This is a genomic window from Chryseobacterium carnipullorum (assembly GCF_003815695.1).
Taxonomy (GTDB): Bacteria; Bacteroidota; Bacteroidia; order Flavobacteriales; family Weeksellaceae; genus Chryseobacterium; species Chryseobacterium carnipullorum.
The window spans coordinates 1,163,996-1,190,439 of the sequence record NZ_CP033920.1; the positions used below are offsets into that span (position 1 = coordinate 1,163,996).

Here is a 26,444-nt window from a genome sequence, read left to right on the forward strand (position 1 = left end):
TCATCAAAGCTCATCGGAAATGGTGAGCTTTTTTATTTTATTTTTGCAAAAAATTGACCCGTGTCTTTCATTAAAACAAAACTCATCAACCTTCTGAAGCAGGTATTTCCTTCCACCTACAACGAACTGGCTGTATTTCTATTCTTCCTGACCTGCTACGGTGTTCTGGGATCTTATATTGCGCTTCATTACAGAATCATTTTTGACAGTAGAATCCCATGGGATGCCTATTTCAGTTTTGACAACAAAGCTATTGTGATGACCGGCGGAAGCTTTGAGAGACATCCCCTGGCATATTACTTTTTTAATTGGGTCAGAGAATTTTCTTTACTGATTTCAGGTGGAAAAATGAACGAAACCTTTAGGCTTACCCTTGCCTGGCTTAGTAACACAGCCATAAGCCTGTGCATGGTTCAGATTTTCAAATATCTGAAGAATATTATTGGGCTTCCTCTCGAATTCAGTGTATTGATGATCCTGTTTTTCGGTCTTTTTTCTACAAGCATTATTCTTTCTTTTACACCCGAAAACTTCACCTATACCCTGCTTTTGCTCAGCATTTACAATTATTACGCAGCGGTAAAGCTTAAAAAAGAAGAAAAAATACCGGGATCTGCACTTACACTTGCAGGAATTACGATAGGCGGACTCACTATTACCAACCTCGTGAAGGTTTTTATTCCTGTTTTATTTGAAAAAGATCTCTTCAGAAACTGGAAAAAATTTGGAAATGCAGTGTTTCGCGTACTCCTCACCACAGCATCTTTTGTATTTCTTTATCTTTTAAGAATTGATTTTAAATATGAAAACATTCTCTCAAAAACCAACCAGCAATATGAAAAGTTCTCCAATGTAGAATCTATTCCGGATTGGGATATGATGCTTTCTTACTTTTTCGGAGGTAGTGTTTTGTTTCCAAGTTTCATGACAACAGATAAACATAACATGAAAGGCTTTGACTTCAAAGGTCTCCTGATGGAACCTTATTCCTCACCATTCTGCTACGCTTTTATTACTGTATTATTAGCACTTGTTTTGTGGAGTTATTATAAGAATTTTAAAAATAAACTTGTTCAGATTCTTGCTGTTTCATTTCTTGTGGACATTGTGATTCACTGCATTATGAGGTTTGGACTTCACACTTCATATATTTATGGAGGACACTTCGTGTTTGTTTATCCGCTACTTCTTGGATGGCTTTTTTCCGCCTACAAATCACACCCGAAAATCTTATCATTTTTAATGATGACGATGATTGTATTGTTGGTCTTCCTACTGGCTAATAATATGTTCAGAATGGCAGATTTTTTCCGGTTTTTAGAAACCTACTACCAATAAAAAAAGCTGAGAAATTTCTCAGCTTTTTGTTTATATCGTTATGATCCTTATCTAGCTTCAGAACAGAAAATCCTGTACTGCACCGCAACGGCAGACTTAAAGTATTCTCTTATTTTTGAAAGATCTGATGCCGCACTCTGCTTGGTAAAGTAGCTTCCCGCCAAAATTTTATAGTTGGGTCTTAAAGAAGCATCCGTTTCCACCTTAAGGTTCGGGAATCTTTTTCTGAAATAGGATTTCACCTCATTCGCTTCCTCATTGCTTTTTACCGTTGTGATCTGAATTTTAAACCCTAAAATCCTTGGATTCTTCCTGCAGATCTCAGCATTACTCAATTCTCTGCTCGGTACATAAATTTTGGGAGGCTTGGAAGTGGTAACAATTCCGCTATCTGTATTATTTTCTCTTACCGAAGAAGCTGAAGGTCCTCCAGTAGTTCTCGAACATTTATCTTCAATTCCTCCCAAAGCAGCGTTTACTTTGGAGTCCATTGTCATAATTAGCTCTGTTCCTGAAAGCGTATCCTTTTTAACAACCTGTTGGGCTTCAACACTATAAAACCCAAATAAAGAGAGTATTGAAAATATTTTGATTAAATTTCTCATTTAAACTTGTTTCTGCAAATCTATTAAAATTAAAAAATTATACCAAACAACACTATTTAGAATCAATACAAATTAAACGTAAATGATATTTTCCCCTTTTCATATACCGTTAAATTCCTGTTAAAAATATTATTTTTGCGGAATTGATTGGTTCAATATTTTACTAACATAAGATAATTTAAATGATTAGTTGGAGAAAGCATTATAAACAAACGTTGATCGCAATAGGCTTATTGCTATCGACAAGTGCTTCAATTTACGGGCAAGACGGCGATCCTAAAAACGGAGAGAAACTTTTCAAAGCGAATTGTACTGCATGCCACGCGCTGGACAAACAAGTTGTAGGGCCACCTCTTAAGGGTGTTGTAGAACGAGTAAAGACAGAGGGTGGTGTAGACAAAGATTGGCTTCACAAGTGGATCAAAGACAACAAAGCTCTGAGGGCTTCTGGGGATAAATACGCCAATGAGATTTTCGAAAAATTTAATAAGACTGAAATGCAGGTCTTTCCAAATCTTACAGATAAGGATATAGACGACATTTTAGCATACACAACTAATCCTCCGGCTCCGGAAGAGAAGAAACCGGCGGCAGGTACGGCTACAGCAACAGACGCTGCTGCAGCTCCAGCAAATAATACTACAACAAGTGTAGTTATTATTTCGCTTCTTGCTATTGCGGCTCTATTGGTTTGGATCTTAATTAAACTGAGACAATTGGTTAAATTAGGTCAATCAGAAGACTTAGCAGGGCTTAACGAAACAAGGGTTAAATCTTTCAGCGAAATTTATGAGAAGTACCACTACGTAGGTAAAGCAGCATTGGGTATCCTTGCCCTTCTGGCCGCTTACGGAGTTTGGAACTGGATCATGTGGATCGGTGTTTACAAGGGTTACAAGCCTGAACAGCCTATCTACTTCTCGCACAAAATCCACGCTGGAGAACAAAAAATTGATTGTCAGTTATGTCACTCAAGTGCCAAGTATGGTAAAGTATCTGAAATCCCATCGATGAACGTTTGTATGAACTGTCACAGAACGATTTCTGAGTACAACGCAGACCACTACATGGAGCCAGGAAAAGATAAAGCATTCTACGACGGTGAAATCCAGAAAATCTATGCCGCTACAGGATGGGATCCTGCAAAACAGGTGTATACTGGAAAAACTCAGCCGGTTGAATGGACCAGAATCCACAACATGCCAGACTTCGTGTACTTCAATCACTCTCAGCACGTAGTAGCAGGTGAACAAGCGATCATTAATTCTTTCAACAAAAAGAATCCAAATAACAAAATAGATGTTGTATGTAAAGCTTGCCACGGAAAAATTGATACAATGAATGTTGTTCAAATGGCTAACGACTTCACCATGGGATGGTGTATCGAGTGTCACAGAACGACTGAGGTTGATATGAACAACGGTTATAATAAAGAATACTTCAAGAATCTACATGACAAGTTGAAAAAACAATATCCTCAGGATGGCGGTAAGATCACTGTAGATGCAATTGGAGGTCTTGAGTGTGGTAAATGTCATTATTAATAACTAAAAAATTAGAAGTATAAATGGCTTCAAACAAAATACAATTTAGAAGTATTCATGAACTTAAAGACCCGGCTTTAAACAATAAGCTGGCTCAGAAAGAGTTTCAGGAAGAAATTCCGGTAGAAGATTTCCTTGGAGATGCTGAACAGAACGGATCCAGTACTTCAAGAAGAGATTTCTTAAAATTATTGGGATTCTCTACGGCAGCGGTAACATTGGCTGCCTGTGAAGCACCCGTAATCAAAACGATTCCTTATGTGGTAAAGCCACATGACATTATTCCAGGGGTTCCGAATTATTACGCTTCAACCTATTTTGACGGATTCGACTTCGCCAGTGTTTTAGTAAAGACCCGTGAAGGAAGACCGATCAAAATAGATCCAAACCCGGCAGCAGGTGATTTGGGAACAACCAATGCAAGAGCTCAGGCAAGTGTACTTTCTCTTTATGATAATGATAAAGTAAAACAGCCTAAACTTGACGGTAAAGACGAAACTTTCGATAAAGTAGACAGTTTTATCCTTAAAGGATTGGCAGATGCAACTGCAGCAGGTAAAAAGATTGTGCTTTTGTCTCACTCTTTCCCTTCCCCTACTTTCAAAAAGTTGTTTGCAGAATTCAAAGCTAAATATCCTACCGCTGAACTGGTAACTTATGATGCCTATCCTCACTCTGCAACTTTAGATGCAGCCCAGGAAGTATTCGGACAAAGAGCATTACCGGTTTATGACCTTAAAGGTTCAGAATTGGTCGTTTCTTTCCAGGCTGATTTCTTAGGAGATTACAACGGAGCAAGCTTAGAAACATCTTTTGCAGCAGCAAGAAAGCCAGGACCCAACATGTTGAGACACATTCAGGTGGAATCCAACATGTCATTGACCGGTGCTAACGCTGACTCAAGATACAGATTAAAGCCAAGTGCAGTAAACAAAACTTTGGTTGAAGTTTACAACGCAATCGTAGGTGGTGGTACCTCAGACAAGACGGCTACCGAAATTGCAAACGAACTTAAAGTGAAAGGCAGCAAAGCTGTTGTTTTAGCTGACGGTTCTAAAGGAGCACAGGTTTTAGCCCACTTAATCAACCAAAAATTAGGTTCAGTTGCTTTCACAGGTAAAGCAAACTTCCTGAAAGAATTTGACAAAGCAAGATACCAGGAATTCCTTGGATGGGTAAATGCGGGTCAGGTTGGTGTATTGATCGCTAACAACGTAGACCCTATCTACTCTCATCCAAAAGGAGAAGATTTCAAAAAATCTTTAGCTAAAGTTGCTTGTGTAGTAGCAGTAGCTGACAAGAAAAATGAAATGTACAAAGCAGCGAAAGCTGTAATTCCGGTAGCGAACTGGTTAGAATCTTGGGGAGATATTGAACCTCAGACTGGAGTATATACTTTAATGCAGCCTACGATCCAGAAGATCTACAAATCAAGACAGATTGAAGAATCCCTATTGGTTTGGAAAAATGGAAAAAACAATGCTGCCAACAATTACTATGACTATCTGAAAGGAAGCGCTGCTTCAATCTTAGGAGCTACTTCTTTCAACAAAGCTTTATATAACGGTATCACGACTTCAAATAATGCTACTGCATTATCTTATTCCGGAGGAAATGCTGCTCAGGCTATTGCTGAATTAGGAAACTTCAAAGCTTCTGAATTAGAATTAGTATTGTACACCAAGCCTTCAATGGGTGACGGTACTCAGGCCAACAACCCTTGGCTTCAGGAATTACCGGATCCTATCACCAGAATGTCTTGGGATAACTACTTGACAATTTCTCCTAAAGACGCAGAGAAGTTTGCGATTGACAACGATCTTAATGCAAGAATGCAGCTGGACGGTTCTATCGTAAACCTTACGGTCAACGGAGTAACAATAAAAGATGTTCCTGTATTCATTCAACCGGGACAAGCAGAAGGATCTGTAGGTCTGGCGCTTGGATATGGTAAAAAGGATTCCGGAGCTACTGCTGATACAGGAGTAAACGCCTATCCATTATTTGACGGTTCTAACCTGATTGTTTCAGGAGTGAAAATCGAAAAAACTGGAGAAGACCACGAATTTGCAGGGATCCAGCTTCAGAATACATTAATGGGACGTTATGAAATTGCTAAGGAAGTTCCTTTAGCAGAATTCATGAACGTAGCTTTCGATGACGAACATAAAGGATGGAACAAGCCTTTGGAATATCATACGATCAGTGGAGCTCTTCCTGCAAGAAAGATAGACCTTTGGGATGCTTTCGATGATACAGACGGACCTCACTTCAATTTATCAATCGACTTGAACTCTTGTACTGGTTGTGGAGCATGTATCATTGCTTGTCAGGCAGAAAACAACGTTCCTGTAGTAGGTAAAGAAGAAATCAGAATGTCAAGAGATATGTATTGGTTAAGAATTGACCGTTACTACTCATCAAGACAGAAAGTAGAAGTATACGAAGGATTGAAAGAAGGAATGGCAGTACCGGAATTGTACGGTACAGCATTCGGAGACGGAGGTGCATTAAACCACCCTGCAGACAATCCAGATGTGATCTTCCAGCCGGTAATGTGTCAGCACTGTAACCACGCTCCTTGTGAAACTGTATGTCCGGTAGCGGCTACTTCACACGGTAAGCAAGGTCAGAATCACATGGCTTACAACAGATGTATCGGTACCAGATATTGTGCAAACAACTGTCCGTACAAAGTAAGACGTTTCAACTGGTTTACTTATAACTTAAATGATAAATTTGATTTCAATCAAAATAACGATTTAGGAAGAATGGTACTTAACCCTGATGTTGTTGTAAGAACAAGAGGGGTAATGGAGAAATGTTCATTGTGTATCCAAAAGACTCAGGCAACCATCTTAAATGCTAAGAAGGAAAACAGAAAAGTAACCGACAATGAATTTAAGGATTCTGTTGCTTGTGCTGGCGCTTGTTCTACCGGAGCAATGACGTTCGGAGATATGAATGACAAAGATTCTGAAGTTAGACAATTGTACTCTAGCAACAGAAGATATTATTTACTTGAAGAGATCGGCACAAAACCAAACGTGTTCTATCACACTAAAGTAAGAAACAGAGTAGAAAAATAAAGTTTAAATAATAAATAGGTAAAAAATGTCAGGACATTACGAAGCTCCGATAAGGGAACCTCTAATTATTGGTCACAAAACTTATCACGATATTACAGAAGATATCGCACGACCTATCGAAGAAAGAGCAGGTAAACTATGGTGGATTTCACTATATGCAGCCTTAGTTCTTTTCATCTACGGATTCGGGTGTATCGCTTATACTATCGGGACAGGTATTGGAGCATGGGGGCTTAACAGAACTATTAACTGGGGTTGGGATATTACCAACTTCGTATGGTGGGTAGGTATCGGTCACGCCGGGACCCTAATCTCCGCAGTATTATTATTATTTAGACAGCGTTGGAGAATGTCTGTAAACAGATCTGCAGAGGCGATGACGATCTTTGCGGTGGTACAGGCAGCGATCTTCCCTGTAATCCACATGGGTAGAGTTTGGGTAGGTTACTGGGTATTCCCATTACCAAACCAATTCGGTTCTCTTTGGGGGAACTTTAACTCTCCTCTACTTTGGGACGTATTCGCGATCTCCACGTATTTCTCAGTATCAACTGTATTCTGGTTCATGGGACTAATCCCTGACTTTGCAATGATCAGAGATAGAGCTAAAACGCCTTGGACTAAGAAAATTTATACATTCCTGGCATTCGGATGGGGTGGTAAGGCAAAACACTGGCAGAGATTCGAAGAACTTTCTTTGGTTCTTGCAGGTTTAGCAACTCCACTTGTATTCTCGGTACACACCACGGTATCTTTTGACTTCGCAACGTCGGTTATTAAAGGATGGCACTCTACAATCTACCCTCCTTATTTCGTAGCCGGTGCGATCTTCTCAGGATTTGCGATGGTACAGACGCTATTGCTTATTGCCAGAAAAGTGTGTCACTTAGAAGAATATATTACAATGTATCATATTGAAATTATGAACATCGTAATCGTTCTTACTGGTGGTATGGTAACCGTAGCTTATGCTACTGAATATTTTATCGGATGGTATTCCGGATCAAGATTCGAAGACTTTACTTACCTTTCTCCGGGTGCTGCAGTAGGACCTTACTGGTGGGCATTCTGGGCACTAATCACGTGTAACTTAATTGTTCCGGCATTATTCTGGTTCAAGAGAGTAAGAACAAACATTATTGCAACATTTATCATTGCATTGATTATCAACATCGGTATGTGGTTTGAGCGTTTTGATATCATCGTTATCAACCTTTCAAGAGATTACTTACCAGGATCTTGGACTATGTTTAAGCCAACGATCATTGATGTGGGTGTATACTTAGGAACAATCGGATTCTTCTCTGTATTATTCTTACTATACGCAAGAACGTTCCCTGTAATTGCACAGGCTGAATTAAAATCGATTCTGAAAATTTCAGGTGAAACTTATAAAGCAAAAGAAGGAGATGAGCACCACTAAAATTGTATACGGACTTTATGCTGATGACGACGATTTAATGAACGGCGTTAAAGCATTCAACGATAAAGGAATTGCGATCAACGAAGTGTATACTCCGTTTCCGGTTCACGGACTTGACAAAGCTCTAGGATTAAAGAAAACCAGAATTTCTGATGCTGCATTCTTCTATGCTCTTTATGGAGTTACCATCGGTGCTACTGTAACCTGGTATGTGATGAATCATGACTGGCCTCAAAATATTGGTGGTAAACCTGCTTTTGACTGGGCGCACAACATGCCTGCATTCGTAGTTCCAATGTTCGAATTAATGGTTTTCTGTGCCGCTCACATGATGTCTTTAACTTTCTTAGTTAGAAACAAAATGTATCCGGGAGCTCCGGCTCAGAATCCAGATCCAAGAACTACCGATGATAAATTCATGATGGAATTTGTAACTGAAGACGTAGAGTCTGTAAAACAGTTGCTTATTGAAACTGGAGTTGAAGAAATAACTGTTAAAGACGCTTAAAATGAAAAAGAATGTATTAAAAATTACAGCAATTTTAGGTTTAACAACGGTTTTACTTAATTCTTGCGGACCAAAAGAAAATACACCACTTGTATACTTTCCGGATATGTACTTTCCGGTAGCTTACGATCCATTGATGAAAGCTCAGGATGCTTATTCAGATCATGAAAATGAAATCCCAGCTTTCGTTAAAAATAGTTTTGCCACAGGTCTTGCTCCAGTAGAAGGATCAGTTGCTCAAAACAAAGACGGAGTTTTCGAAGAAAGCCTTCTTCCTAAGAATGTAGATGAGTATAACGCCGGTTATGAAGCTTCTAAAAAGATGACAGGATCTCCTCTTAATCCAGCTAATGCAGCTAAAGATATTGAAAGAGGAAAAATACTGTTTGATCATACTTGTGCGGCATGCCACGGAACTGGTGGTGATGGACAAGGTCCGATTGTACAAACCGGAGCTTTCTCTGGTGTACCAAACTATGCTGACAGAGAGCTTACTGTAGGATCTGTTCATTATGTATTAACTAACGGTAGAAATGCAATGGGATCTTATGCTGGTCAGCTTAATGCTGGTGACAGATGGAGAGTAGCAATGTATGTGATGAGTGCCTTCAAAAAAGGAGCAGCAGCACCTGCAGCAGCTACAACGGCTACAGCTACACCAGCTGCAGCGGCAACAGAGACTACTACCGAAACTAAAAAATAAGAAAAGAAATGTATAGTTTTTCACCAAAATTAAAATCAACTTCTCTAATACTTCTTGTTGTAGGTTTAGTTCTGTTTGGTATTGGTTTTTTCATGAATAATGGAATCAGTACAGAGAGAATTAAAGAAATGATGGAGGCAGTTCATTCTGCAGGCCACAATGCCCCTACACACTCCAGTGAAATGGTAGGACCTCAAGATGAAGCTTCTCATTTAGAGCATGCGACAATGCAGATTCATAATTCGCCTTTAGCATCAATACATTTCGTAGCTGTATTCTTCTTTGGACTTAGTTGTGCAGTATTATTTTTCTACTGTATTCAGCATGCAGCCCATGCAGGATGGCCAATCATTATTACAAGAGTAATGGAAGCTATTGCTTCTTATATTCCATACGGAGGTGCTATATTAGTTATATTAATGCTATTGAACATCTTCCACCAAGGTCACATCTTCCACTGGATGGATCCGGATTTGACAGACCCAACGTCTGCTCATTTTGACGTGATCTTATTCGAAAAGAAAAGATTCTTAAACATTCCTTTCTATGCAATAAGAACGTTTATCTATGTATTAGGTGCTTCATTCTTTGCCTGGAAACTTAAAGCTCAGTCTAAAAAAGTAGATGAGACTAAATCAAAAGTAGAGTATCAATTCCTTTACAGATGGGCAGTAGGATATATCGCATTCTTCGGATTTGCTTCTGCAGCCTGGGCTTGGGACTGGTTGATGTCTATTGACCCTCACTGGTATTCTACAATGTATATCTGGTATTCAATGGTAAGCTGTCTTTCAAGTGGAATCGCTATGATTATCCTTTTCAGTGTTTACCTAAAGAAAAATGGATTCTTACCTCAGTTCAATGATAATCACTTGCACGATTTAGGAGTATTCCTTTTTGCTACAAGTATGCTTTGGACATATACATGGTTTGCTCAGTTTATGCTTTACTGGTATGCGAACGTTCCGGAAGAGGTGAACTACTTCTTTGGAAGATTCCAGCACTATGGTATTACTTTCTTACCAATGTTGATTGTCAACTTCTTATTACCATTATTGGTATTAGTGAGCAGCAGCATCAAGAGAAACTATAAAGTAGTAACTGTAATGGCTGTAGTGGTTATTTTAGGACACATCCTAGACTACTTCAACATGGTAATGCCTGGAACGGTAGGTCCATACTGGAAAACTCCTGAAGTATTCATCTTAATATTAGGTGCACTTCTTTTTGTAGTTGGATTGTTCATGTTCACAGTACTGACAGCATTGTCTAAACTGAAACTGATCCCTACAGGTAACCCTTACCTTCACGAATCTGAAATTTATGAGTATCCTTTCTAAGGACTTGTAACATCAATACAATAAAAAAGACTGATTATAATGATCAGTCTTTTTTTGTGCAGAGAAGTTAACATGTAAACTTATCAGGCAACCATTTCAGATTAAGTGCGTCTTAATAATGAGATTGATCATTTATTTAAGCAACCAAAAATAAATACCATTATGAAAAGAAATTATCTGCTTCTTACACTTTTCGTTTTCTTATTCAGCTTCATTCAGGCGCAAACCATTACTTTTGTTTCTGAACAGACCAACAAACCTCTTCCTAAGGTTTCCGTGTTCGGAAAGGACGGAAGTATTCTCGCTTACTCTGATATCGATGGTAAAATTGATAAGCAGTCCATTGCTCCTTCACAGGAAAAATTTCAATTGGTGTATAATAACTTTCCTGTTGCTACCCTCTCCTATTCCGAATTAAATCAGGACGTGATTAAAATTAATGATCAGGTTAAAGAAATAGAAACAATCGTCATCAAAAACTCAAAACCCGCAAAATATATTGTCATCAAAGGAAACTTCAATGCCTATGTAACGGTCAACGGTAAACTGAACAGCTATGCGGACGGACTTGTCACCTATATTTTTGATAACAAAACTAAAAATCTAAAAAGCGCCAATGTTGAACAGTACAGAGTATTCAGATTGGTAGAGCCTAAAAACGAAAAAAAGGAAACTTCATCCTGGGATTACGGCAACTCTTTAAAAATCCCAAAACTTAAAAATGTTGGAAACCCGGAAGAATACAAAACAAAAAGAAATACCATCAAAGAATTGAAAGGAGACCGAAAAGATCAGATAGAAGTCACAGGTGCTGCTCTTCAGGAGAAAGAGTTTTCCCTATTCGGATTTAGATTCTTCGACATCAAAACCATTTTGAATATGTCTTTTGAAAAAGGATCACAGAAAAACCTCAGAGATTTCCTGGAATACAATGAGGTCGCTTTTGTAAAACTTAAACATAAAAGTGAACAGAATTACAATCAGATCATCCTCTATAATAATTTTTATCCTACAGAACTGGACTTCAGCAATAACAATGATATCGAATCCGTAAAATTTGACAAAGAAAAGAGCAATTACAAGACCCAATACTGGCAGGATACCTCATTTCCCAACATGCAAACCATCTTCAGCTCATTCTTCAAAGATGATCTGAAAGAACAGGAAATGAAAAAATAAACCGCCAACACAAATAGAATACTATTTAACAAATGACGGCATAAAAAAGACTGACTTAATTTCCTGAGCAGTCTTTTTTCATGAAAAAATGATTTGAAATAACTGGCAATCATCTGGACAATTATTCATAATCAACTGAAACGCAGAATCGATGCTATAATTGAACTCTTATAAAATCCAACTTTAAATGGTTTCCACATGAAATCCATTCACTATGTAAATCTTTAAGAATACCTGCATTAAAACGTCATAAAACACAAAACAAAAATAAAAACCAGCTATTATTAAAGGTTTTACTAAATTTGCAATAAACAAAATAAAATGAAAAAGTTTTCTTTTCTACTAGTTCTCAGTCTGTTGCTTTTTACAGCATGCAGGAAGGACCATGTAGATGCTACGAATACTAAAACGCTTCAGTCAAGTATCAACGACATGACTTCAAGCCTTTCAACCATTAAACAGATCAAATTCAGCGAAGCTCTTTATATCCTGAAGACTTTTGGTGTGGAAGCAGAAGGTGATGTAGAAGAACTTAAAGCCCTTGGAAAACTGATCGACGGAAAAAAAGTTCCGGAGATCCTTACCATGGCTGATGAAGTCGCACAAAAAAACGGAATCGAATGGGCAAGCACCTCTCCTCCTTCTCTTGGAGAAATGAACATCTTCGGAGACGATAAAGCCAAAGAGACTGATGCGAATGATGTAAAAGCAAGTTCACTGAGTATTATCACCAGACCTACTGGCGATGACGGAACGGGTGCACCTACCGCTATCCAAATTGTTCCAAGACTTGTAGACGCAGCAGGAAATCCTGTTTCATTTACCGGTGCAGGTTTAGAGGCGACTTTAGAAGTATTCAGCAATGGGGTGAAACTTTCTACCGCTAAAAACCTGATGCAGGACAACAACTTTAAAGGATTTAATTTAAAATTCTCTTCTATTCCCGCAGCTAAAGTAGTAGACAGCAAAATCGATATTACTGTTTCAGTAAAAACAACTGCAAAGACTTTCAAAATGTCTAAAATCGGACTTGATGTCAATCCATCAGCTCTGAAAGTTCCTGCGGTACCAAAAACTGATTCAACAGCTGTAACACAAGACCCCAATGCGGTAATTGACCCAAGTAATCCAACTCCTGCACCCACTACATCTACAGATCCCACTGCACCGGCAACGACGCCAACGGCTCCTAAACAGCCGACAGCGGATCCTAAAAATACAGTAAGTAAGTTCTTAAACAACGTAAGTTCTCAGAATCTTAAGGCTGCCTACGATACGTCAAGCAACCCAAGCTGGGGAAGCTATGAATCTTTCTCCAATCCTACTTCAGGATTTGGATCCGTAAAAAACGTAAGCGTAAAGAACATTACAACCAATGCAACCAATCCAGGCGCTGCCAGCGTCAACGCAACCTATGATGTAACAGATAAGAACGGAAAAACCACTTCGTTGAAGGCAACATTCGGACTTAAAAATGTAAATGGAGACTGGAAAATTTCCAGCTATAAAATAAACCCATAATGGCTTCAAAAGAACTGATTAAACGACTGGAAGAAACCATTGAAAATTTCCCTGATTTTCCTATTCCGGGAATCCAATTCAAGGATATTTCCCCAATTTTTTTAGATCCAAAGCTCTATGAGGAGGTCATCACAGACCTGGCTGCTTTCAGTAAAGGAAAAGTAGATGCCGTATGCGGAATAGAAAGCCGCGGTTATCTTTTCGGAATTGCCATTGCAGTCGCTCTGGAAGTCCCCTTTATTTTAATCAGAAAAGCAGGAAAGCTTCCTCCACCCATTATTTCAGAAAAATATGATCTGGAATATGGAAGTGCCATCATTGAGACCCGTGAAGGACAGATCAAAAAAGGACAGAGAATTCTCATCCATGATGACCTTCTGGCCACCGGCGGAACAACGGAAGCAGCCGCAAAACTTGTAGAAAAGCAAGGCGCAACCGTTTCCCAGTTTAGTTTCCTGATTGGTCTAAAAGACCTTAATGGCGATGAAAAGCTGAAAAAATTCGGGGCAGAAATTTATAACCTCCTTGAATATTAAACTTTTACTCGAAAAGATCAGAATATTTAAAACAGTAAAAATATTGATGGTAGAGATGTCACACTGGCGACACTCCCGGCGTTTTTAACATTAACATTTTACAATTGATAACATTTTCACAATAATACTTCAAAGTATTTTGTAAATCATTCAGAAACAATTAAATTTGCATTTCAATTTTTAAGAATTTATGGCAAAATTGGGTAAGAATGCTCCAAATGAGCAAGAAGGTAAAGAAACAGTTGAGTTCTTTAAAGACCTTGACAGAGAGGCTTTAAACACGGAAAGATTCATTGAAAAATATTCTAAGCAATTAGGTATTGTTTTCGGTGTATTGGTTTTAGGTGTTTTAGGATTCTTCGCTTACAAACAGTTTGTAGTGGCTCCTCAAAACGTTGAAGCGGTAAAAAGCTTCCTTGCTGCTCAAAAGAAACAGACTGAAGGCAAAGATAAAGAAGCTTTAGGTGGAAAATCTGCTGCAAATCCAGGTTTTCTAGGAACATATAACGAATATTCAGGAACGAATGTGGGTAAACTTTCTGCTTACAATGCAGGTTTATTAAAATTCAAAGAAGGAAAATTCCAGGAAGCTTACGACCTTCTGGATAACTTTTCATCAGACAACAAAACATTGATGGCATTGAAATTCGGTGCTATGGCAGATGCAAAGTCAGGACTTAACAAAAATGACGAGGCTCTATCTTTATTAGACAAAGCATCAACGGCTTCTGATGATCCTTATACGACTTACTATTTCACAAGAAAAGCAGGTATCGTAGCATTAGGATTAAAGAAAAATGTAGAAGCTAAGAAATACTTCTCTGCTATTGATGAGAAATATCAGGACTACGATAACGGAATGTCTGATTCTTATATTGAAATGACTAAATACTTTTAAAAAATGGCAACAGTTAATCTTTCCGATTACAAGCCACTTCATATAACAAATGCCGAAGATTTTTCTATCGGCATTGTTTTTTCTGAGTGGAATGATTTTGTAACTTACAATCTTCGTGATGCAGCCTTGGAAATTCTTGAAAAAGAAGGCGTAAAACCAGAAAACATCAGACTATTCCCGGTTCCGGGTGCATTTGAGCTGAACTATGCAAGTATGCAGCTTTGCAAAGAAAGAAAATACGATGCAGTCATTGCGATCGGATGTGTGATCCGCGGTGAGACTCCTCATTTTGATTTTGTATGCTCAGCAGTGGCACAGGGAATCAAAGACTGTAACATCTTAACAGACACCCCTACTATTTTCTGCGTACTGACAGATGATACCAAGGAACAATCCATTGCAAGAAGTGGCGGAGACTTAGGAAATAAAGGAGTAGAAGCAGCCGTAACCGCTTTAAGAATGATTGATTTTAAAAAGAATCTTTCAGAAAAAAAAGGAAATATCGGTTTCGGACACCTTTAATATTTAATACCCATTAACAGTATAGAGGACTATTTGATAATAGTCCTTTTTTTATTGAAATCAACTTCACAAGGTTATTTTCACACCTACGGGCTCATCAGATAGTAAGTTAATTCTATACCAATAACGCAAAAAAACGATAAGAAACGTCATGTTTTTATTTAAAAGTTGTAGACAAAAACTATCTTTGCGGGAATTAACCTATACTTAACGTACATGTTTCCAAGCAAAATAAAACCATTCTTATATTTAGGAATTTTCTATCTTATTATTTCATTGATCGTGCGGGTCGTATTCTTTTTTCACCCGATCACTACGGCCAGTTTTGGTTTTTTTGAAGTAATAAAAGTCCTGTCTATTGGCTTACTGAATGATATTTTTGTTGTACTTTAGCCAGTACCATTCTGGCGATTTACTTTTTATTTTTATCGAATTCAAAATATAAAAAGCCATACGGGTATATCATTTTTGGTGCATTGGTATTGTTTTTCCTTTACATTCTGCTGATTCCTAATAACATTTTCAATCAGTATGGGGGATCTATCTCAGAAGTAGCCTTAACTTTTGTAGGAATCAAGACTCTTTTCTTCGGACTGATGCTTTTTATTCCTTCAAAGCGAATCAGGATCAGAAATGTATTGTATTTCATTACGCTTTTGCTGTATGTTCTTCTGATCATCTTTAACTCGGTAAGTGAATATTTCTTTTATAATGAATTTGGAGTACGTTACAACTTCATTGCGGTAGATTATTTAATATACACCAACGAAGTCATTGGAAACATCATGGAAAGCTATCCTGTTATTCCGTTGTTTTCAGCAATCCTTATCATCACTTTAGCCGTTACCTGGTTTATTTATAAGAAAACGAAAGACGAGCTTCTAGAGCTTCCGAATTTTAAACAGAAAATGATTCTGGTAGGAACTTTTGTAGTGATGGCAGGCATCAGTATTTTCGGTATCTCTTCATTAATGCAGATCAGATCAGACAATGTTTTTGCTGACGAGATTGAAGACAACGGACTTCCCAAATTCTATTGGGCATTTACCCACAATGAGCTTGACTATTTCCAGTTTTATCCGCAGATCGGTCAGCAGGAAGCTGAAAAGAACTTCCTGAGCCAGTATGCTGAACCGTCATTAACACGAAATGTGGTTGCAGAACAGCCGGAGCTTAAGAAAAATGTGGTTCTGATCTCTATCGAAAGTTTATCCGCCGATTTTATGGAACATTACGGAGGGACTTTAAAGATCACCCCTTTCCTGGACAGTCTTGCAGACCGTTCAATGATGTTCACCAATCTGTATGCTACCGGAAACAGAACCGTAAGAGGCCTTGAAGCATTAACGCTTTGTATTCCTCCTACTGCCGGAGAAAGTGTGATCAAAAGAGATGACAACAAAAATAAATTCACGACAGGAAGCGTATTCAAGTCTAAAGGATATGATGTGAAATTTTTATACGGTGGTTACAGCTATTTCGATAATATGCAGGACTTTTTCGCTGGAAACGGTTACGGTATTGTAGACAGAAATAATTTTAAACCTGAAGAAATCACGTTTGCCAATGTTTGGGGTGTTGCCGATGAAGATATGGCTAAAAAAGCGATCCAGACGATGAACGCTGAAGCTAAATCCGGGAAGCCATTCTTCAACCATTGGATGACTGTTTCCAATCACAGACCTTTTACCTATCCTGACGGAAGAATTGATATTCCGGGAACAGCAAAATCACGTGACGGAGGGGTAAAATATACCGACTATTCACTCAAATTGTTCTTTGAAATGGCTAAAAAGCAGGACTGGTATAAAAATACTGTCTTTGTCATTATTGCCGATCACTGTGCATCCAGCGCAGGGAAAACAGAACTTCCTATGGATAAATACAGAATTCCGGCAATGATCTTCTCCGAAGGCTTTATTCAGCCTCAGAAGTTTGACAAACTGATGTCTCAAATCGATATCATGCCTACGGTATTCGGATTGTTGAATTTCAGTTATCAATCTAAATTCCTTGGTCAGGATGTCTTCAAAAAAGAATTCCAGCCCAAAGCATATATCGCAACGTATCAGGATCTTGGTTTGGTAAAAGACGGACGTCTAACGATCATTTCGCCGGTAAAAAAAATAAAACAGTACTCTTTACAGCTGGAATCCAGCAGCCTTGCTCCTGAATTCAAACTGTATTATGATGAAAAGCTTCTGAAAGATCCGGAACAGAAACTGTTCAACGATGCTGTTTCTGCCTATCAATCTACTTCATTCTGGCTTAAAGAAAAGAAACTTAACCGATAAGGTGAGGAACAAAACGGCTCTGGTTATTGGTGATCAGATGAACACTTTCTCTGATCCCAATGCCGGCAGGCTCCTGCCCGATGACCCAGCTGCCGATGACCGGATAATTTCCTTCAAAATCTGGGAGCTCAAATAACTGCTGATAAATAAAACCTTCTTTACCATATACTCCATCGTTTTCCTCAACCGGGATATTGCTTTTGTATAGGATCACATTGGCTCCTTCTCTGGAATACACAGGCTTTTTAGCAAAGTCTTTCAGGTGTTTAGGTTCAAAATAAGATTCTAACAAATACGGATGATTGGGATACAGCTCCCAAAGGATCGGCAAAATAGCTTTAGATGAAAGCAGAATTTTCCATGCAGGTTCAATCCATTGTGATCGGAAGCCGTTTTTTACGAGTTTTTCTCCAAAACCGTCTGCCAGTATCCATTCATAAGGATAAAGCTTGAAAATATATTCCATGACCGACTGGTCTCCAGCCACAAATTCAGAGATTTCCTCAGCCCAGCCAATATCCTGAACAGGAATAAACTCCGTATCAAAACCTGCCTGTGAAGCACAGTCACGCATATATTCCACATTCGTTACATCTTCAATATTCGTAAGAGATGCAAAATAAATGTGATGGGGATTCAGATAATTTTTGAGATGCTTCCAGTACTCTACCAGTTTCTCATGAATAGAATTAAACTGATCTTTATACGGAAACTGCTCCTGCAGCCAATACCACTGGATAACCGATGCTTCATATAAAGAAGTCGGGGTATCGGCATTGAATTCCAGTAGTTTTAAATTTTTACCATCAAACCCAAAATCAAATCTTCCGTAAATGGACGGATGATCTTCTTCCCAACTTGTAATAATATAATTCCGGAACCATTCAGGAATATTGAATTGGTGCCAAAGGTTTTTTTCAATAATATAGTCTACCGCTTCCAGGCACATCTGCCAAAGTTCGGCAGTAGCACTTTCGATGGTATTGATTTCCTCTGAAGTAAACTGATAATAATGACTTTCGTCCCAGTATAGGCCCTCCAGAGAATGGTAGCCAAACCCCAGATTTTCAAGCTTATGCTGCCAGTTTTTCCTGAATTGTGATTGAATTCTTTCCATAGTTTATGATGATGCACTGAAACCGCTTCTTCCCAACTGGCCTCTTACGACATTTCCTTTGTAATTATTTCTTCCGATATTGGATTTACTGCTGATGGCATCGCTGTAATAACCTGCCTTTTGATAAGATCCATAACTGTAAGCGCCATAGGGTCTGAATGCATGATACAGAAGTATTCCAGCCATAAAGCCATGGGTCCTTGTATAGGAAGCTGTTGTATCAGACCTCATGTAAACTTTCTTTTCTGCTTTATCTTTCGGCTTTTCCTGAGAACAGGCGGCCAGGATCCCTGTAACGAAAAGTAATTTTATAGAACTGGACTTTTTCATTATTGAACCGTTATAAAGAATTCGTAATCTTTCTTCGTTTTGGCAATATGGTCGTTGCCATCGCTGTCTTCTCCTCCGACAAGAGTATCCCCGAGACTCGGGATGGTGTCTTTTTTAATAATTTCTTTAAAAAGTTTCTTGTCCTTCCAGATTTTGTGTTTAGTAATGAGAATATCTGTATTATCAAGATGTTCAACAGAAAGTTCTGTTTCAATAGAACCCGTTTTATCTACACTGTTTACTTCATCTTCTTTCTCTTTTTTACAGGCTGTAAATGCCATTATCCCAACTGATAACAGGCAAAGTTTAATTTTTTTCACGAGGGCAGTAATTTTTCACAAAAGTAGTAATTTAGTAATGATATTATTTTAAATTTACAAGGCAAAAATTTATATTATGAAATGGACAGACGATAGAGGCGGGAACGTTGAGGACCGCCGTGGTTCTGGTGGCAGCGGAGGTATGGTTGTAGGTGGAGGGCTAGGAACTTTGATTATAGCAGCGATTATTTTCTTTTTAGGAGGTGATCCTTCCGGCATTCTGAACTCCGGCAGCGTACAATCTTCAGGAAACGGCCAAAAACGTGAACTTACAGCAGAAGAGAATAAAATTGGAGAAATGGTGGACATGATGGGTAAATGGAATATGATTACCTGGGACCAGATTTTTAAAGAAAACGGTATGAGATACACCGAGCCTGCAATTGTTCTTTTTGAAGATACAACAGAGTCTGGGTGCGGAATAGCTCAGTCTGCAATGGGACCTTTCTACTGCCCTGCCGACCAAAAGGTCTATATGGATATGAGCTTTTTCAATGAATTGCAGCAAAAGTTCGGAGCCAAGGTGACAGAATTTACCGTTGCCTATGTTTTAGCCCATGAAGTTGGACATCATGTACAAACTCTTCTCGGAACTACCCAAAAAGTAGATGCATTAAGAAGAAGCGGAAAATATTCTGAAGAAGAAATGAACAGAGTTTCTGTGGCCACTGAACTTCAGGCAGATTTTTATGCCGGGGTATGGGCAAAAAGAACGAATGACACAAAAGGTATTCTGGAGCCGGGCGATATACAATCTGCTATAGATGCAGCTCAGGCGGTAGGTGATGATAATATCCAAAAAAGATCTCAGGGCTACGTCAACCAGGAAAGTTTTACCCACGGCTCTTCAGCACAGCGTAAAGAATGGTTTATGAAAGGTTACAATACGGGAGACATTAAGCAGGGAGACACTTTCAACCAGCTTTTAAAATAATCCCTTTTTTATACAATTAAAGAACCCTGAAGAGAAATTCTTCAGGGTTAATTTTTTATTGCAATTCAATTGGGTTGCTGTTTCTTTTGGCTTCCTCTTTTACTCTTTCTTCTACTCTCTTTCTCATATCTGCAGGATTCTGGTTTCCTCCACCAGAAGCTCTGGGTGGTGCGGGAAAACCTCCACCGCCGCCCTGCATGAATGACATTGGATCTGTTTTATATTTTTCCTGCTGTTTCAGATAATCTGTCCTTTTTACTTTTAGCACATTTCCAAACTGGTTCAAAGCGGGAATTTCAGCAATTTTATAATTCTTCATCAGATCAAAAGAATATTCTCCTTTATCATCTTCCACTTTAACAATCAGTCCGGGAAGTCCTCCAAATTTATAGGGTCCATCCTGATAAGGTAGATCTGTGGTAAACCAAGCCGTCCATTTTCTTCCTGCAAAATCGGTGGTGGCTTTCTGAACTTTATATTCCTCTATTTTCATGGTTTCAGAAGACATTTTCCAGTTTAGAGGACGGTCTTCTTCGTACACATAAACATCTCTTCCTATTCTATCTTTGTAAGATATTTTCTGGGTTGATTTATCTTTCTCTACAGAATAATTGATATTGGACCTGAATGCTTCCATCTGTTCCCTGTTGATCGAAGCTCTGCCAGCGCCGCCCTGAAAAGCTTTCTGCAATGTAGAATCTCTTTTAAATCTGTTTTCAGAATAAAAAAGCGACTTCTCTGCTGAAATATCCAGATAGGCATTTTCAGTTTTAATCTCGGATTTATTTTCCGCATTAGGTTTCATGGTAACCTGATACACAAACCTGTTGTTCTGTGCAGAAATATGCTGCATAAACAGTGCAAAAGCAATGATGCCTATTTTTTTCATTTTGGATTTTTATTTTAATTCAATTGGATTTTGACTTATGTTGTTTTGAGGAGTAGCCGTACTAAAACCGGAATCCGGCATTCCTCTCCCACCGTCCATTCCATTTCCACCCATTCCACCGCCTCGCATTCCTCCTCCATGTCTTCCACCTCCCGGATTCATTCCTCCTTTTTCAGCCCCTGTTGGCAGTCTTTTTTTTCTACCTGCTTCAAGCTCTATGGCAGCCTGATCTCCTCTGAAACTCAATCTTGTGCTTTCTTTTGCATCAGGACTCGCCTGTTCCTCGTAAGAATTTTGAATTTTTATTTTTTTCACGAGATCAAATTTATAATCTCCTTTATCATCTTCCAGTTTTACGATCAATCCTGGAAGTCCATAAAATTTATACGGTCCATCGGAAATAGCAATATCTTTGGTAAACCATGCTGTCCAGACTCTACCGCCAAAACCGGCAACCGCTTTTTGGGCAGGATATCCGTTCTGATTTTCTTTCACCTCTGTAATTTCCCATTGTAAAGGTCTATCTTCCTGATAGTAAATTTGCTTCCCCATCACTTTATCATGATAGTAAACCTTTCGCCCTGAAATATTTTTAGTGATATAATATTCAAAAAAAGTGGGTTCAGGTTGCTTTTTCATGTCCGGTTTTACCAATTTCCGGTCTTCTTTTTTATGATTTTCTTTATCATCTGGCTTAAAAACAGTAAATAAAGAGTCCCTAATCAGTTTATTTTCGCTGATAAATAAAGATTTATCGCCTTTGATATCCAAAAAAGTTTTTTCACTCTTCAGGGTCACCAGATTAATTGAATCCGGATTCACCGAAGTTTCATAAATATATCTCGTGGTTTGCCCTTGCGCAACTATCGTTACAAACAGGGAGAAAAAGGCCAGTAATTTTATTTTCATTATTACTCTTTAATAATTATTCTTTGGATAAAAGATCACATTCAAAGTTAAATCAAAAACAGAATCATCCTATTTGCAAAAGAGAAATTATGTTATTTTTAACACCGGAATCTTTGCTTATGGGTAAAATCGTTAAAATAGACACCATCAATTTGAGATTGCGGAAATTAGTTCGTATTTTTGCATCATTAAATCATTCTAAATAAATACAATGATAAAAGTATCAGACCAAGCAAAGGCAAAAGCCATCCAACTTATGTCGGAAGATGGCTTCAACCCTGCTGAAGATTATATAAGAGTAGGGGTAAAAAGTGGAGGATGTTCTGGTTTAGAGTATGTTTTGGGATTTGACAATCAAAAGACAGACACAGATCAAGTTTTTGAAGACAATGGTGTGAAAATTATTGTTGAGAAAAAGTCTATCCTTTATTTAGCAGGAACAATCCTTGAATATTCAGGAGGATTAAACGGAAAGGGGTTTGTTTTCAACAATCCTAATGCATCCAGAACGTGTGGTTGTGGAGAGAGTTTTTCTTTATAATTAGAAGTTAGAACCCGAGGTTAGAAGTCAGCACATTGCCTATACTAACATCTTAAGAACTAACGTCTAAAATCTATTAAAATGAGTAAATATACTGAAGACGACCTAAGAGTTGATCTTGAAAATAAAAAATATGAATTCGGGTGGGAAACGAAGATCGATTATGAAGATTTCCCAATCGGATTAAACGAGGACATCGTTCGTGCTATTTCTGCAAAGAAAGAGGAGCCTGAATGGATGACGGAATGGCGACTGGAATCTTTCAGAATCTGGCTTAAAATGAAAGAACCTGAGTGGGCAAACATTAAATATGAAAAGCCAGATTTTCAAGCGATCCGTTATTACGCTGCACCAAAAGCAAGACCTGAACTGGACAGTCTTGATGAGGTAGATCCTGAACTATTGAAGACTTTTGCAAAATTAGGAATCAATATTGAGGAACAAAAAAGACTTTCAGGAGTTGCCGTAGACATTGTAATAGACTCTGTCTCTGTAAAAACCACTTTTCAGGATACCTTAATGGAAAAAGGAATTATTTTCTGTTCTATTTCGGAAGCTATCAAAAACCATCCTGATTTGGTAAGAAAATACCTTGGAAAAGTAGTTCCGAGAGGAGATAATTTTTATTCAGCATTAAATTCCGCAGTATTCTCTGACGGAAGTTTCTGCTATATTCCAAAAGGCGTAAGATGTCCGATGGAACTTTCTACGTACTTCCGTATCAACCAGGCAGGAACAGGTCAGTTTGAAAGAACACTTGTCATTGCTGACGAGGGAAGTTATGTATCTTACCTTGAAGGATGTACGGCCCCTTCAAGAGATGAAAACCAACTTCATGCAGCCGTTGTAGAGCTGATTGCCATGGATAGTGCTGAGATCAAATACTCAACCGTTCAGAACTGGTATCCCGGAAATGAAGAAGGAAAAGGAGGTGTTTTCAATTTTGTAACCAAAAGAGGATTGTGTGAAGCAAAAGCAAAAATTTCTTGGACCCAGGTTGAAACAGGTTCTGCTGTAACGTGGAAATATCCTTCTTGTATTTTAAAAGGTGACGGATCCATAGGTGAGTTCTACTCTATCGCGGTGACCAACAATCACCAGTATGCCGATACAGGAACGAAAATGATCCACATCGGAAAGAATACCAGATCAACGATTATTTCGAAAGGGATCTCCGCAGGAAAATCTCAAAACTCATACAGAGGTCTGGTAAAAGTAATGCCTTCTGCAAAGGGAGCAAGAAACTTTTCACAGTGTGACTCTTTATTGATGGGTAATGAGTGCGGTGCGCATACTTTCCCTTATATCGAAATCAAAGATCCTACTGCCCAGCTAGAACACGAAGCTACGACTTCAAAAATCGGGGAAGATCAGATCTTCTACTGTAACCAGAGAGGAATTAATACGGAAAAAGCAATTGCTTTGATCGTGAACGGTTTCAGTAAAGAAGTATTGAATAAACTTCCAATGGAATTTGCTATTGAAGCTCAAAAATTATTAGAGATCTCTCTGGAGGGATCTGTAGGATAATTGATAATGACGGTAATTTGAAAACCTGAAAATGAGAGTTGTGGAGAGCTTTTGATTGGCAGGAAAATTATCCGGAATTCATTTAAGAAAAGGGGTTTGTAAATCAAACCAGCAAAAATAAATCATATAACATCGAAAAAGGCGGCAGTCAATAATTTTAAAATTATCTGATGGCCAAATTATCATATTAAAACTATGTTAGAAATCAAAAACTTGCACGCCCAAATTGAAGACGGCGCAGAAATTTTAAAAGGTATTAATCTTGAAATAAAGCCGGGCGAAGTTCATGCTATCATGGGACCGAACGGAGCTGGAAAATCTACTCTTTCTTCTGTGATTGCAGGAAAAGAAGATTATGAAGTAACGGACGGAGAAATACTTTTTCAGGGAGAAAACATCAGCGAAGATGCTCCTGAAGAAAGAGCACACAAAGGGATTTTCCTTTCTTTCCAGTATCCTGTGGAAATTCCGGGAGTTTCTGTAACCAACTTTATTAAAGCTGCTTTAAACGAAACAAGAAAAGCAAACGGACTATCAGAAATGCCGGCAAAAGAAATGCTTGCGATGATCCGCGAAAAGTCTGAGCAATTGGGTATAAAAAAAGATTTTCTTTCAAGATCACTTAACGAAGGATTCTCCGGAGGTGAAAAGAAAAGAAACGAGATCTTCCAGATGATGATGCTTAATCCGAAACTGGCCATCCTGGATGAAACAGATTCAGGTCTTGATATTGATGCCTTAAGAATTGTTGCGGATGGTGTCAACCACTTTAAAAATGAAGGAAATGCAGTTCTTTTGATTACTCACTATCAAAGATTGCTTAACTACATTCAGCCTGATTTTGTTCACGTTCTTGCCAATGGAAAAATCATCAAAACCGGTGATAAATCTCTTGCTCTGGAACTTGAAGAAAAAGGGTACGACTGGCTTCTTAACTAAGAAGAAATTTTTCAGCCTGGATTTTATCAATCCTTTCTGAAGATGCGGAAAACCCGCAATACATAATATTATTTTTAAATATATAAAATAAGGTGTGATGGCCGAAATATCAGTAATGGCTTTATACGATCAGATTATTGACAATCACGGTGAATTTTTGGAGAGTCTTCATCACAGATTTCTGGATGGAGAGAGAAAATCTGCTCTTCAAAATTTCGAAAACTTAGGTTTTCCGACTAAGAAAGACGAAGAATATAAATATACCAACGTAAAAGAGATCACAGAGAAAAATTACAATTTTTTCCCTAAGGAAAGTCACAATATTACCAGAGAACAGCTGGATCAGCTGCATTTAGGTGAAGAAAATTTTGACTGGATCGTTTTTGTAAACGGTAAACTTCATAAAGAACTTTCAAAAGTTTCTATTGAGAACGTAGAATTTCTTTCGTTCAATTATGCATTGAATGACGGGAAACATAAAGAAGTATTTGATCAGTATTTTAATACGATTGCTTCTAAAGATACGGCTTTCACCAACCTAAACCTTGCGTACTGCAAATATGGTTTCTTTTTGAAAGTTCCTAAAAATGTAGTGATCGAAAAACCGATCCACATTTTTTATATTTCTCAAAATCAGGAAGAAAATACATTCTACAATACAAGAAACTTACTGATTGTAGAAGAGGGAGCCAAAGTAGAGGTTATCGAAAGTCACCACAATTTTGACAGTACTTATGTGCTGACTAATTCTGTGACAGAGATCTTTACCTATCCCAATGCAAAAGCTGACTGGCATAAACTTCAGAATGACAACAATACGTCATATCTTATTGACAGTACGTTTGCAAGACAGGAAAAAGACAGCTTAACGACGGTGAACACATTCACTTTCGGAGGAAAGCTGGTAAGAAACAATCTGGATTTCATTCATAACGGAAGCAATATTAATTCGTTTATGAACGGAATCACTATTATTGGAAAAGACCAGTTGGTGGATCACCATACAGCAGTTCACCACAATTTCCCGAACTGTGAAAGCTACCAGAACTATAAAGGTATTTTCGACGGAAATGCCCACGGCGTTTTCAATGGAAAAGTATTCGTAGATAAATTGGCTCAGAAAACAAATGCCTACCAGCAGAACAATAACGTTCTATTAAGCGAGGGGGCTTCCATTGATACCAAACCTCAGTTGGAGATCTTTGCAGATGACGTAAAATGTTCTCACGGATGTACTGTAGGTCAGCTGAATGAAGATGCGCTTTTCTATCTGAGAGCAAGAGGAATTTCCAAGAAAGAAGCTCAGGCATTGCTTTTATATGCTTTTGCCAATGATGCCATGCAGAACATTGACATTGAGCCGCTTAAAGAAAAAATTTCGAAACTTCTGGCTGAAAAGCTGAAAGTGGATTTAGAGTTTTAAGACTTATATAAA

At 38.3% G+C, this 26,444-nt stretch carries 23 protein-coding genes and 1 pseudogene; 18 read left to right on the top strand and 6 right to left on the bottom strand.

Annotation, left to right across the window (positions count from 1 at the left end; all coding sequences use genetic code 11):
- Nucleotides 1-60 precede the first annotated feature (60 nt).
- A complete protein-coding gene (locus EG346_RS05405) occupies nt 61-1,338 on the top strand; it encodes a DUF6080 domain-containing protein (RefSeq protein WP_228426620.1) in 1,278 nt (425 codons plus the stop codon).
- A 47-nt stretch (nt 1,339-1,385) separates the two neighbouring features.
- Here the strand turns inward: EG346_RS05405 and EG346_RS05410 are convergent, their stop codons facing one another.
- On the bottom strand, nt 1,386-1,943 hold the full coding sequence (locus EG346_RS05410; RefSeq protein WP_073336705.1) for a sporulation protein: 558 nt from the start codon (nt 1,941-1,943) through the stop codon (nt 1,386-1,388).
- Nucleotides 1,944-2,125: 182 nt separating this feature from the next.
- On the opposite strand from EG346_RS05410, the gene EG346_RS05415 reads away from it, so the two are divergent.
- From EG346_RS05415 to EG346_RS05470, 12 genes and pseudogenes are all read left to right on the top strand, one after another.
- The gene (locus EG346_RS05415) at nt 2,126-3,487 is read left to right on the top strand and encodes a c-type cytochrome (RefSeq protein WP_073336707.1); all 1,362 of its coding nucleotides are present in this window, start codon (nt 2,126-2,128) and stop codon (nt 3,485-3,487) included.
- Nucleotides 3,488-3,510: 23 nt separating this feature from the next.
- On the top strand, nt 3,511-6,576 hold the full coding sequence (locus tag EG346_RS05420; protein ID WP_123877234.1) for a TAT-variant-translocated molybdopterin oxidoreductase: 3,066 nt from the start codon (nt 3,511-3,513) through the stop codon (nt 6,574-6,576).
- Between the two features lie 25 nt (nt 6,577-6,601).
- The gene (nrfD, locus tag EG346_RS05425; RefSeq protein ID WP_073336711.1) at nt 6,602-7,999 is read left to right on the top strand and encodes an NrfD/PsrC family molybdoenzyme membrane anchor subunit; all 1,398 of its coding nucleotides are present in this window, start codon (nt 6,602-6,604) and stop codon (nt 7,997-7,999) included.
- A complete protein-coding gene (locus tag EG346_RS05430) occupies nt 7,986-8,507 on the top strand; it encodes a DUF3341 domain-containing protein (RefSeq protein WP_047398786.1) in 522 nt (173 codons plus the stop codon). The genes nrfD and EG346_RS05430 overlap by 14 nt, the downstream gene beginning before the upstream one ends.
- Before the next feature lies 1 nt (nt 8,508).
- Nucleotides 8,509-9,210, top strand: a complete 702-nt coding sequence (locus tag EG346_RS05435) for a c-type cytochrome (RefSeq protein ID WP_123877235.1) — start codon at nt 8,509-8,511, stop codon at nt 9,208-9,210.
- Nucleotides 9,211-9,218: 8 nt separating this feature from the next.
- Nucleotides 9,219-10,550 (top strand): quinol:cytochrome C oxidoreductase, encoded by a 1,332-nt coding sequence (locus EG346_RS05440; RefSeq protein ID WP_073336715.1) that lies wholly within the window; start codon nt 9,219-9,221, stop codon nt 10,548-10,550.
- A gap of 162 nt (nt 10,551-10,712) precedes the next feature.
- Complete coding sequence (locus EG346_RS05445) at nt 10,713-11,729, top strand: hypothetical protein (protein ID WP_123877236.1); 1,017 nt, start codon at nt 10,713-10,715, stop codon at nt 11,727-11,729.
- A gap of 321 nt (nt 11,730-12,050) precedes the next feature.
- Nucleotides 12,051-13,250, top strand: a complete 1,200-nt coding sequence (locus tag EG346_RS05450) for a hypothetical protein (protein WP_123877237.1) — start codon at nt 12,051-12,053, stop codon at nt 13,248-13,250.
- Nucleotides 13,250-13,786 (top strand): adenine phosphoribosyltransferase, encoded by a 537-nt coding sequence (locus EG346_RS05455; protein ID WP_073336721.1) that lies wholly within the window; start codon nt 13,250-13,252, stop codon nt 13,784-13,786. Before EG346_RS05450 ends, EG346_RS05455 begins: the two co-directional genes overlap by 1 nt.
- Nucleotides 13,787-13,976: 190 nt before the next feature.
- On the top strand, nt 13,977-14,684 hold the full coding sequence (locus tag EG346_RS05460) for a YfgM family protein (protein ID WP_123877238.1): 708 nt from the start codon (nt 13,977-13,979) through the stop codon (nt 14,682-14,684).
- A gap of 3 nt (nt 14,685-14,687) precedes the next feature.
- Nucleotides 14,688-15,206 carry a 6,7-dimethyl-8-ribityllumazine synthase gene (gene ribH, locus EG346_RS05465; RefSeq protein WP_123877239.1) on the top strand — a complete coding sequence of 173 codons (519 nt, stop codon included), beginning with the start codon at nt 14,688-14,690 and terminating at the stop codon, nt 15,204-15,206.
- 216 nt (nt 15,207-15,422) lie between these two features.
- A pseudogene (locus tag EG346_RS05470) lies at nt 15,423-17,500 on the top strand (LTA synthase family protein).
- Here EG346_RS05470 and EG346_RS05475 read toward each other — a convergent pair.
- The 3 genes from EG346_RS05475 to EG346_RS05485 are packed head-to-tail and all read right to left on the bottom strand — an operon-like array spanning nt 17,490 to nt 19,267.
- Entirely contained in the window at nt 17,490-18,617 is a 1,128-nt protein-coding gene (locus tag EG346_RS05475; protein WP_181876116.1) for a glutathionylspermidine synthase family protein, read from the bottom strand. The pseudogene EG346_RS05470 and the gene EG346_RS05475 overlap by 11 nt on opposite strands.
- A 3-nt stretch (nt 18,618-18,620) precedes the next feature.
- Nucleotides 18,621-18,947: a hypothetical protein gene (locus EG346_RS05480; protein ID WP_073336729.1), complete on the bottom strand. Its 327-nt coding sequence runs from the start codon at nt 18,945-18,947 to the stop codon at nt 18,621-18,623.
- Nucleotides 18,947-19,267 (bottom strand): hypothetical protein, encoded by a 321-nt coding sequence (locus tag EG346_RS05485; RefSeq protein ID WP_123877240.1) that lies wholly within the window; start codon nt 19,265-19,267, stop codon nt 18,947-18,949. Before EG346_RS05485 ends, EG346_RS05480 begins: the two co-directional genes overlap by 1 nt.
- A 76-nt stretch (nt 19,268-19,343) precedes the next feature.
- Between EG346_RS05485 and ypfJ the strand changes: the two genes are divergently transcribed.
- A complete protein-coding gene (ypfJ, locus tag EG346_RS05490; protein ID WP_073336733.1) occupies nt 19,344-20,201 on the top strand; it encodes a KPN_02809 family neutral zinc metallopeptidase in 858 nt (285 codons plus the stop codon).
- Nucleotides 20,202-20,256: 55 nt separating this feature from the next.
- On the opposite strand, the gene EG346_RS05495 is transcribed toward ypfJ, so the two are convergent.
- Together EG346_RS05495 and EG346_RS05500 are read right to left on the bottom strand one after the other, a co-directional pair.
- Nucleotides 20,257-21,090: a GLPGLI family protein gene (locus EG346_RS05495; RefSeq protein ID WP_123877241.1), complete on the bottom strand. Its 834-nt coding sequence runs from the start codon at nt 21,088-21,090 to the stop codon at nt 20,257-20,259.
- Nucleotides 21,091-21,099: 9 nt separating this feature from the next.
- The gene (locus EG346_RS05500; RefSeq protein ID WP_123877242.1) at nt 21,100-21,999 is read right to left on the bottom strand and encodes a GLPGLI family protein; all 900 of its coding nucleotides are present in this window, start codon (nt 21,997-21,999) and stop codon (nt 21,100-21,102) included.
- A gap of 211 nt (nt 22,000-22,210) precedes the next feature.
- On the opposite strand from EG346_RS05500, the gene EG346_RS05505 reads away from it, so the two are divergent.
- The 4 genes from EG346_RS05505 to sufD all read left to right on the top strand — a co-directional run bounded on the left by EG346_RS05505 (nt 22,211) and on the right by sufD (nt 26,432).
- Nucleotides 22,211-22,540, top strand: coding sequence for a HesB/IscA family protein (locus EG346_RS05505; protein WP_073336739.1), 330 nt, complete (start codon nt 22,211-22,213; stop codon nt 22,538-22,540).
- Nucleotides 22,541-22,621: 81 nt separating this feature from the next.
- A complete protein-coding gene (gene sufB / locus EG346_RS05510; RefSeq protein ID WP_123877243.1) occupies nt 22,622-24,070 on the top strand; it encodes a Fe-S cluster assembly protein SufB in 1,449 nt (482 codons plus the stop codon).
- Nucleotides 24,071-24,265: 195 nt separating this feature from the next.
- Complete coding sequence (sufC, locus tag EG346_RS05515; protein ID WP_123877244.1) at nt 24,266-25,009, top strand: Fe-S cluster assembly ATPase SufC; 744 nt, start codon at nt 24,266-24,268, stop codon at nt 25,007-25,009.
- A 115-nt stretch (nt 25,010-25,124) separates the two neighbouring features.
- Nucleotides 25,125-26,432, top strand: coding sequence for a Fe-S cluster assembly protein SufD (gene sufD, locus EG346_RS05520; RefSeq protein ID WP_181876136.1), 1,308 nt, complete (start codon nt 25,125-25,127; stop codon nt 26,430-26,432).
- The last annotated feature ends 12 nt before the right edge of the window (nt 26,433-26,444 follow it).